This window comes from Brevibacillus reuszeri (assembly GCF_002897295.1).
Classification (GTDB): Bacteria; Bacillota; Bacilli; order Brevibacillales; family Brevibacillaceae; genus Brevibacillus; species Brevibacillus reuszeri_A.
Window position 1 is genome coordinate 1 of sequence record NZ_BEXF01000133.1, and the last position, 540, is coordinate 540.

Genomic DNA, 540 nt, shown 5'->3' on the forward strand with positions numbered 1-540 from the left:
CGAGGAAGTGATTGAATACGAAGCGAGTGCATCCGATTGTCTTGTTAATGAGTGTCGTTTGTTCTTTGTTTGGATAGAGACGAAATTTGTACGCTCTGTGCATATTCAATCACTCCTTTCCTTCTGAGACTCAATATATTTCTTAATCACATCCAGCTGAACCGTTCCAACGGTGGCAACAAAGTAGGCGTTTGTCCATAGTGAAGGAAGCCTGCTTTTTAGATGCCTAAATTCCATTCGCATCACTCTGGATGTATAGCCCTTTAAGTGTTTCACGACTCGATGAATTCCGAATTGCGGGTCACACTTGATGAGCAAATGAACATGATCAGGCATGATCTCCATTTCAACAATTTCAGCACGTAGTTCCATAGCCTTTTCAAGAAACAACTCTTTTAATCGAATGTCTACTGGTTCTGTCAAAACCTTTTTACGATACTTTGGGCAAAAGACAACGTGATATTTACAGTCAAATACGATATTGTGGTTAGTTTCCACTGATCTACTCAAAACCATCACCTATGGTTAATTATACCATAC

Annotated in this window: 2 protein-coding genes; both read right to left on the reverse strand. The window is 39.6% G+C overall.

All coding sequences use genetic code 11. From position 1 onward, the window contains the following. Positions 1 to 103 (reverse strand): helix-turn-helix domain-containing protein (locus C3B52_RS35820; RefSeq protein WP_164685093.1); only part of this gene is annotated, 103 nt, incomplete at its 3' end. 2 nt (positions 104 to 105) lie between these two features. Continuing rightward, positions 106 to 510, reverse strand: a complete 405-nt coding sequence (gene tnpA, locus C3B52_RS35825) for an IS200/IS605 family transposase (RefSeq protein ID WP_373419763.1) — start codon at positions 508 to 510, stop codon at positions 106 to 108. Between the last annotated feature and the right edge of the window lie 30 nt (positions 511 to 540).